This is a genomic window from Providencia sp. 6390 (assembly GCF_058148425.1).
This window is the reverse complement of the sequence record NZ_JBYVYL010000002.1, coordinates 465,125-474,171: the sequence shown is the minus strand read 5'-3', so window position 1 is coordinate 474,171 and position 9,047 is coordinate 465,125. Positions and strand designations below refer to the sequence as shown.

The 9,047-nt window shown below is 40.7% G+C and carries 7 protein-coding genes; 2 read left to right on the top strand and 5 right to left on the bottom strand.

Translation table 11 applies throughout. The annotated features are described in order from the left end of the window. Positions 1–321: 321 nt before the first annotated feature. The gene (locus AC3Z9T_RS07400) at positions 322–546 is read left to right on the top strand and encodes a HEAT repeat domain-containing protein (RefSeq protein ID WP_490125546.1); all 225 of its coding nucleotides are present in this window, start codon (positions 322–324) and stop codon (positions 544–546) included. A 137-nt stretch (positions 547–683) separates the two neighbouring features. Here the strand turns inward: AC3Z9T_RS07400 and AC3Z9T_RS07395 are convergent, their stop codons facing one another. The 4 genes from AC3Z9T_RS07395 to AC3Z9T_RS07380 form a co-directional block, all read right to left on the bottom strand. Next, complete coding sequence (locus AC3Z9T_RS07395) at positions 684–1,031, bottom strand: YfiM family lipoprotein (protein ID WP_490125545.1); 348 nt, start codon at positions 1,029–1,031, stop codon at positions 684–686. Positions 1,032–1,092: 61 nt separating this feature from the next. Continuing rightward, positions 1,093–2,448: a CDP-diacylglycerol--serine O-phosphatidyltransferase gene (pssA, locus tag AC3Z9T_RS07390; protein WP_490125560.1), complete on the bottom strand. Its 1,356-nt coding sequence runs from the start codon at positions 2,446–2,448 to the stop codon at positions 1,093–1,095. A 159-nt stretch (positions 2,449–2,607) separates the two neighbouring features. Next, a complete protein-coding gene (locus AC3Z9T_RS07385) occupies positions 2,608–5,253 on the bottom strand; it encodes a bifunctional acetate--CoA ligase family protein/GNAT family N-acetyltransferase (RefSeq protein ID WP_490125544.1) in 2,646 nt (881 codons plus the stop codon). A 252-nt stretch (positions 5,254–5,505) separates the two neighbouring features. Beyond that, on the bottom strand, positions 5,506–6,219 hold the full coding sequence (locus tag AC3Z9T_RS07380) for a tRNA-uridine aminocarboxypropyltransferase (RefSeq protein ID WP_490125543.1): 714 nt from the start codon (positions 6,217–6,219) through the stop codon (positions 5,506–5,508). A 170-nt stretch (positions 6,220–6,389) separates the two neighbouring features. On the opposite strand from AC3Z9T_RS07380, the gene AC3Z9T_RS07375 reads away from it, so the two are divergent. Beyond that, on the top strand, positions 6,390–7,430 hold the full coding sequence (locus tag AC3Z9T_RS07375) for a tRNA/rRNA methyltransferase (protein WP_490125542.1): 1,041 nt from the start codon (positions 6,390–6,392) through the stop codon (positions 7,428–7,430). A 69-nt stretch (positions 7,431–7,499) separates the two neighbouring features. Here AC3Z9T_RS07375 and emrB read toward each other — a convergent pair whose 3' ends face one another. After that, positions 7,500–9,041: a multidrug efflux MFS transporter permease subunit EmrB gene (gene emrB, locus AC3Z9T_RS07370; protein ID WP_490125541.1), complete on the bottom strand. Its 1,542-nt coding sequence runs from the start codon at positions 9,039–9,041 to the stop codon at positions 7,500–7,502. Positions 9,042–9,047 lie beyond the last annotated feature (6 nt).

Below are 9,047 nucleotides of genomic sequence, written 5' to 3'. Positions count from 1 at the left end.
TATTTTAGATATTAAAGGGACAAAGAAAAAGGTAGTTGTTAAGGAATAGTTCTTGGATGCCTGTGGATATCAGATCAGGTAGTATCAGGAAGTGAGATGTACAATCCCAAAAACTGAACTATTATTTATTTCTATGATTTCCACGATATTGAGTTATCGATGCTTTCATCATTAATTATTTCGGCGTTTTTTTATATGTGAGTTTTTTTATTTTGCATAAAATGATTAAAGAAAAACAAAGTACTGACTATTTTTATTTAAGATTTAATACCTAGTCTTAAAGGGAATATATTTTGTATGTAAATAAAGGAGCTATGTTGTTTGGAAACGGTAATTATTAATGCATTGTATTCTCTGACTTTTGGGAGTAACAATGATGTTAAAATGTCTGCAATTATGACTTTAGGGGATTATAAAGCTACTATACAGCAAGATGCGATTATATTTAGATTGATAGAGTTATGCAGTGATCCGAACAAAGAAATAGCTAAGTCTGCAATTGAATCGCTAAGTAAACTATCTCGCCATTTTGATGTACTTAACTAATAGATATATATAAAAATTATATTTTATATTACGCAACTATTTAGAATTTAACATGAATAAATTCAATACTAGGATAATATGGATGCCCATTTATAAACACTATCTTTTATTTTATTTGTTTATAAGCATTCGTTATATTATTTTATCGTGTTATAGAAACTATAGCCTGCAATAGCACCAGCGACATCATAAGCAAAATCATGCCAGCTCCATCCAGTACCTTCAGGTCTGCTATCATAAAGCTCTTTGGCGGCACCTAAAGAAATAGAAAATAAAATACCAAACTGTGCAGCTTCTCTATGTTGCCAGTTTTGCCTATCGGCATAGGCATTACCAGCCATTGCCATTGCTGCGGAAAAGGCAAAATGTTGTGCTTTATCTTTTCCTCCCCAATTATCATTTGACCAATGGAAGCCTGTGCATCCGCTGGTTATTAGTATTAGTCCAATGAATGGATATGTGAATACTTTTTTGGATAGATTCATTTTTTCCACGGAATAAGGTAGATATAAAAAGCACCACATTAGTGGCGCTTTACAAATTAGCTTATAGGATACGGCTGATTAACCGGTCAACTCTAATTCGTCTTAGCCGGCGAATAAGTTTTTTCACCTTAACAGGATAAGTTTGAATGCTATCTAGCTCACGATAATGATTAACCACCTTGGTATGAGTACGAATACATTCTAGCTCATGTTGGCGTTGCTCCTGCATTTCTTGATTAGGATCGTGGATCAACACTGCATTTTCGAGATCTAGCCCCCAAGCGCGTGGGTTTAAATTATTACCTGTAATAAGTTGCCATTGATTATCAACCCACATCCCTTTTAAGTGGTAAGTATTATCTCCATCCTTCCACAAGCGGATGGTCAGTTGTTGGCTATCAATAAATTTCTGTAACCGACTAACAAACCTGCGTAAATTTATTTCATACAGATATGGCAAGGCGCCGATAATTTTAAATGGTTCTTCAGGTGGGATATAGAAATCATTAGCGGTTTTATCGCCAATAATAATTTCGACCTGTTTACCTTCACGCAGTAACCGACTAATAATTCTCACTAGCACCGCTGGAAGATTAAAATAAGGAGTACAAATAGTCAGTTTACTTTGTGTTGCCCCCATAAGGTGGGTGATAGTTCTGTTGAGATCATTTTTTTTACCTAAACCAACCAGAGGTGTTACAGCTAATTGGCTATTTGATGCATTACCGGTAAAGCGATATGAGCAGCCCCTTAGCGTGAGGCGAAATTGTTTAATGATGTTCTTGAATTCAGCGGTTTTAGGTCGATCAGCAATATTGAGCAACTGCACGGCATCTGCTGTTAATAAAGTATCATCAATAAAAGCTCTCATTGATGCGGTTAGCTGCTTATTTTTGATTAACTGATATCTATCGTAGCGATACTTTTCGTGGCGTTGCAAGTAAACATCATTAATACTTGCACCACTGTATAATAGGGTATCATCAAAGAGAAAACCTTTAAGATGTAATACCCCTAGCGCTTCCCGGGTATTGACTGGAATACCATAAACAGGGATATCGATTTCAGGGTACTGTTGTGCAACATCGTAGTACCAATCTGCATTGGTTGAATTGGCTGCTGCACCAATCCTGCCTCGTTGTGCACGGTGCCAATCAACCAGTATTTTAACGTCTAATGATGGATTAGCTTGTTTTGCCGCATACAGGGCGTGGAGGATGTCTTTACCTGCATCATCTTGCTCTAAATATAACGCAGTGATGTAGATGTAATGCTGAGCAACAGAGATTTGCTTAAGTAAAGCATCACGAAAATCTTCTGTTTTATATAGCGTTTTAACATCAGCAATGGATTGTGACAGTTTAGGCAAACTTGCCAAGTATTGTTGATGTTTTGCTTGTTTTAATTTTGACAACATCACAGTGTGAATTTCTCTTGTTAGTTCTAATAGCAACTCGCTTTAACTTTAAGTATATAAGTGAGCGAATGATCAGTCGATGATAGCATATTTAGCCAAACGATTTAGAATAAATTAAATTTCTGTTTAATTGTTATACAAGTTCGTTACGCGTATTGATCATAAGTGTAAGGTTAGGTTTACGACGCCATCTTCAAATTGCACATCAATTTCGAACCCTAATTTCTTGGCTAGGCTGATCATATTGCGGTTTTCAGGCATTGTGATCGCATTCAGTTTTTTGATCCCATGTGAGCGAGTGTAGTTCAGTAATTTGTTCATTAATTGGTAACCAAGTGTAAGCCCCTTCATATCGGAGCGAACAAGCACTGCAAATTCAGCTTCTTGGTTATCAGGGTCGGCCATTGCACGAGTAACACCAATAATTTCCGGTTCAGAGTATTGATTTTTAACTGCGACAAATGCCATTTCACGGTCATAATCAATTTGTGTCATATTGGCGAGATCATCGTGTGTAAACTCACTGATTTCACTGAAGTAACGATAATACAGATCTTCTTTAGTTACGCGCTCAATAAATGTTTTTAGAAGTGGTTCATCTTCAGGCAAGATGGGGCGCAGTAGGCAGGTTAAATCATCTTTTAAACTGATTGTTTCTTCTAATTCACTTGGATATGGACGGATGGCTAGCCTTGATTTTGGATCCTCTTGGGTCGGTGCCAATGTCATTGAGACATCAAGCAGGGTAAATTCATCGCCAGAAGCGAGCAGAGGATGGATATCAAGCTGAATAATATTTGGGCAATCAATGATTAAATTGGAAACTCGTACGAGTAAACTTGCTAATCCAGGGATATTTAAAGGTGATAACGCACTGCGTGATTTTATTTTATAACCTTTAATAGCTTGAATAACTAAATAGCGAGCTAACGCTAAATTTAATGGTGGTAAAGCAACCGCAGCTTGGCTTTCTTGTTGCCACTCAACACCACCTTCACCAAGCATGATTAATGGCCCAAAAATGGGGTCAAGTTCAACAGCAATGCGTAGCTCTTGAGCGCCAGGTCGGTTAGCCATACTCTGAACCAGTAAGCCCTCGATCCTTGCATGAGGGAAATTAGTTGATACGCGGTCAATAATTGCTTTAGCGGCTTCACCTACCTCTTTGGCATCGCGTAAATAGAGCATTACACCTTGTACTTCAGATTTATGGACGATATCAGGAGAACGTAATTTCAACGCAACGGGGTAGCCTATTCTCTCTGCAATTTCAATGGCTTCTTCGCTAGAGTGCGCAATCCAAGTCGGTAAACTATTAAGCCCATAAGCTTGCAAAATAGGTTGGACTTCATGGGTATCTAAATGCAAATTGTTATTTTGCAATGCTTGCTGAATATAATCATGTGCTTGCTGGGTATTTGTAGTTATACCAATTGGTAGAGCAGGTGTTTCTTTGAGTTGTTTTTGGTTTCGACGATACTCAACCATATGCATATAAGCTGTTATCGCACCTTCTGGCGTGCGGTAGGTTGGGATCCCTGCTTCACTAAATAAACGACGTGAGGCTTGTGATGAGTATTCGCCACACCAATTCGTTAGTATGGTTAGCCATTTACCTCTAGGGTGCTGTTTGATAGTTTTTATGACTTTTTCAGCCATCCCTTTGCTTTCAGTGATTGCACTTGGAGTATAAATTAGCAGTAGGGCATCATGGTCATGGCTATCTAGCATTTTATTTAACACACTAATATAACGGTCAAATGTTGCATCATCACCTAAATCAATCGGGTTTTGCGTAGAGAGGTCAAGAGGTAGTAGGGCACTAAGCTCAGTTTCTGTTTCTTGCCCTAATGTCGCTAGCTTACCATTACGCAGTAATAATTCATCGAGTGCCATTGCTGCAGGGGCGGAACCATTGCTGATGATTGAGAGGCGCTCACCTCTTAATGGTGTCATATGGCTCAATGTTTCAACGGCTGAAAACATTTCATGAGTATCTTGTACTCGAAGAAGGCCTGCTCTCTGGATGGCGGCATCATAGGCGGCATCCAAGCTAGGTTTTTCACCTAGTAATTGTTGTGCTTTGCGAGTGCGGCCACTTTTGATCACTAATATGGGTTTATTGCGTGATGCGCTACGTGAAGCAGAAAGGAAGCGGCGAGCATCACTAATGCTTTCGATGTAAAGCAAAATGGCACTGGTTTTACTGTCACGAGCGAGGTAATCCAAAAGATCATCAATATCAATATCGATACGATCACCGAGCGCAATAAAATAAGAAAAACCGATTTCGCGATGCCGTGCCCAATCTAATACGGTATTGGATACTGCCGCTGACTGGGAAATAAAGGCTAATTTACCTTTTAAAATTGGAATTGGTGAAAAACTTGCATTCAAGCCTTGCCATGGTGCTAAGATACCTAGGCTATTCGGCCCTAACAATCTAATTTGATATTGATGTGCAATTTTTTTTAGTTCAGCAAATTGTATTGAGGGGGATGATAGAATAATCACCACTTTGCAACCATATTCGCCTAATTGCTTTAAGCATTCAGGGTTTTTGGCATGATGTGTACAAATAACGGCGAGATCAGGCTTTAAAGGCAATTTATCAATAGATGGATAAGCCAGTACGCCAAGTATAGAACTACGATTTGGGTTGACGGGGAGAATCGGTCCTTTAAAGCCACTGGTTAATAAATTTTTCATCATAACCGAGCCAGCTCGGTTCGGATCTTCAGATGCACCAATGACCGCGATTGATTTTGGTCTAAACAAAGACTCTAACTGACTCACTAAACCCATGGTAGATAACCTTTTGCTTTGGTGAGCGAAAACACCGCCCTATCAATATTGAGATATACTATGCCTCATCTCTCTAGTAGCGCCAGTTTATCAGTGGAATTATCTAATGATGTTCACGTTTTCTACTATTAGTTATCTTAAAATTGCATACACTCATCATACTTCAAGTCTTCATTTGTGACTTACCTACCTGCAACTCGAATTATTTAAAGCATATCCATCACGGTAGCTACAAAAAATAATCATTATTCGCTATTCACAATCAGGTAACTGCTTTTTAGCTTGTAACATTTGAGCGAGAGGATGATGTGGTTTACCTTCTAGATACTTATCTCTAAATAGATTGAAATGGCTAAATAATTGTTGAGAAGCTAATGTATCCCCTGCAAGTTCTAATATGGTTGCAGCAACCTCGGCGGTGCAGTGCTGCTCTTCCTTAGATGGGGTACGCAGTAAATAATCGGTTCGTGCTTTGGTGTTAATAGAAAGCACTGGAATATTATCGAGATAAGGGCTTTTACGGAACATTTTACGTGCTTCAGGCCATGTCCCATCTAATAAAATAAATAATGCAGGTTTGTCAGATATAGTCGGTTGATTAACCACGACCCTTTCTGGCTGTGCGTAGCTTTCGGGGAAAATGATATAAGGTTGGCGCGTTGGATCTTGTAGCGCGGCAAGTAAGCGCGCGTCAGGTTCTGTTCTCGACCATTGAAAGGCTAAGGTGTCAGGCATGACATCTGCAATCAATTTACCTGTATTGCTGGGTTTAAATACTTCGCCATCAAACATGATCAAACAGAACTGGCTTTTGGCTGCCGTTGGCACTATATCTTGACAAAGACACTGTAGGATAGGTAATAAACAATATTGGCAGCGTTTAACACGGCAACCTCTTGCTTTAAACGGTTTGGTTGATAGTCGCAGGCGTTGTTGGCGTAGTGTATAAACGGCGTTTGGGGTCATGATCGGCACAAGTTTGGGTATCGATGAAAATAGAGCGCGTATTGTACGTAAATCCAATGAATGGTGATAGAGGTATATTCAGGATCTTTTCGATGCGATAATGTGTGAATCAGTGGCGTAGCTCAGCAACATCATGTAATCTTCGCGCCATAGCTTTGTAGGGGATAACAATGAACGACTCAAATGATTTTAGTGGTAAGAACGGTAAAGTAAAAGTGATGTATGTCCGTAGTGAAGATCAAAACGACGGGCAACATAAAGGCAAACGTCAGCAAGACAATCGACGTGGTAACGATAAGCGTGATGGTGGCCGCCGTAATGAGCGTTCAGGTCGCCCTGATGATAGAAGAGGCCAGAAGCCACGGGAAACTTCGCCTTGGCGTACGGTATCAAAACCAAACAGTGATGAGCTGGTTAATGATCATGGTGGTATTACCGGTAAAAGCCAAATTGATCCTGAACAACTGCGTAAGCAGCGTTTAGAAGAAACCCGTATTTACGGTGAAAATGCGTGTCAGGCAATGTTTAAAAACCGCCCTGATGCCATTGTGCGTGCTTGGTTTTTGCAATCAGTGACCCCGCGTTTTCGTGATGCATTAAAGTGGATGGCTGCAAATCGTAAGGCCTACCATGTTGTTGATGATGAAGAGCTGACAAAAGCATCAGGAACTGAGCATCACGGTGGTGTTTGTTTCTTGATCAAAAAACGCGGTGGTATGAGTGTTGAAACATACTTAGAACAAGCACCAGCGAAAGATTGTGTTTTGGCGTTGGAAGATGTGGGGAACCCACATAATTTAGGCGGCATTATGCGTAGCTGTGCCCACTTTGGTATTCAAGGTGTCATTTTACAAGATGCAGGTATGCTTGAATCAGGTGCAGCAATCCGTACAGCTGAAGGTGGTGCTGAGCATATCAAAGCAATTGATGCAGATGGGTTAAGCACGACATTAAATCACTTCCGCCAAGCGGGTTATACCATCGTGACGACATCCAGTCATAAAGGTAGCCAAGACATTGCTAAAGCGCAGCTACCTGAAAAAATGGTGTTAGTACTTGGTCAAGAGCGTGATGGCTTGAGTGATAGTGTATGGGATGAAGGTGACATGAGTTTGTACATTGGTGGTACAGGCAAGGTGGAGAGCCTCAACGTTTCTGTCGCAACGGGTATTATGTTAGCGCAATGGTGGCAACAGAATAAAGCCAAATAAGTAAAGCGTGAATATATTTAACGGCACATTAAATAATTTTTAATGTGCCGTTTTCGTTGTTAGATAGGGTTAGTGTGCACCACCGCCACCACCTTTTGTACCCGCCCCAAATGGCGGTTTCGCAAACCAAATGATGATCATCAGCAATATAAATACCCCTGCGGATAACCAAAAAATTTCATTAGCAGAAATAATGAGCCCTTGATCGGTAATACTTTTGGCAAGGTAGGCCGCGCTTTGAATATCATTCATTCCCATTTGTGCAAGGTCACTATATATATGTTGTGAGTTGACATTGTATGGGTTGATAAATTCGGTTAGCACTTCATGATGCATTGCTTCTCGCTGTGTCCACATAGTGGTGGTAATTGATGTACCAATGGCCCCCGCAAGTGTTCGTGTAAAGTTAGACAAACTGGAAGCGGAAGCCATCTTCTCAGGTGGTAGCCCTGATAAAGTAATGGTGGTCAATGGCATAAAGAAACAGGCAATTGCCAGCCCCTGAACAAACTGAGGCCACGCTGCAGCGGCAAAACTCATACCTGGTTCGAAGGTATAAGCGCGCCAATAATAACAGACCGCATAGATAATAAAGCTGAATGTCACGAGGTAACGCATGTCTATACGGTTACCAAATCGACCGATAATTGGTGTGATCAGCAATGGCAGCAAACCAACCGGTGCAGATGCGAGCCCAGCCCACGTTGCGGTATAGCCATAAACGGTTTGCAATAGCTGGGGGATCAGAACGATGGTGCCAAAATAGAGCATGTAAGCGAGGCTTAACGCAAGGCAGCCAATGGTAAAATTGCGTTCTTTAAATAATGATAGATCAATAACAGGGTGATCATCTGTTAGTTCCCACACTACTAAGAAGGCAATAGCAACGACGGCGATAACCGTGAGTACGATGATCTCAGTAGAATTAAACCAATCGAGTTCTTTGCCCTGATCTAACATAATTTGCAAAGCACCAATACCAACAACAAGTAGTACTAAGCCAACAGTATCAATCGGGTTAATCGATATTTTGGTTTCACGGCCTTTAAGTGTTCGCATAATGGCAAAAATGATTGCGATACTAAAAGGTACGTTGATAAAGAATATCCAGCCCCAATGGTAGTTATCGCTAATATAACCCCCAAGAATTGGCCCACAAATAGGGGCAACAACAATGGTCATTGACCAAAGCGCCAATGCCATATTACGTTTTTGTGGTGGATAGTTATTTAACAATAAACTTTGGGATAGTGGGATCAATGGCCCTGCCACCAAGCCTTGCAGTACACGAAATAAGATCAGCATTTCTAAGCTGTTTGAAATGCCGCATAGCCATGAGGTTAAAGCAAACAGACCTGTAGACCATAAAAATAGCCTAACTTCACCGATACGGCGCGCAAGCCACCCTGTGACTGGAATTGAAATTGCATTCGCCACACCAAATGAGGTAATGACCCAAGTTCCTTGTGTGATTGAGGAGCCTAGGTTCCCTGCGATGGTGGGAATTGCAACGTTGGCAATGGTTGAATCTAAAACTTGCATAAAAGTTGCGAGCGAAAGCGCAATAGTCATCCATGCAAGTTTAGAACCTGTTAAAGGTGCTTTAGTCACATTCAC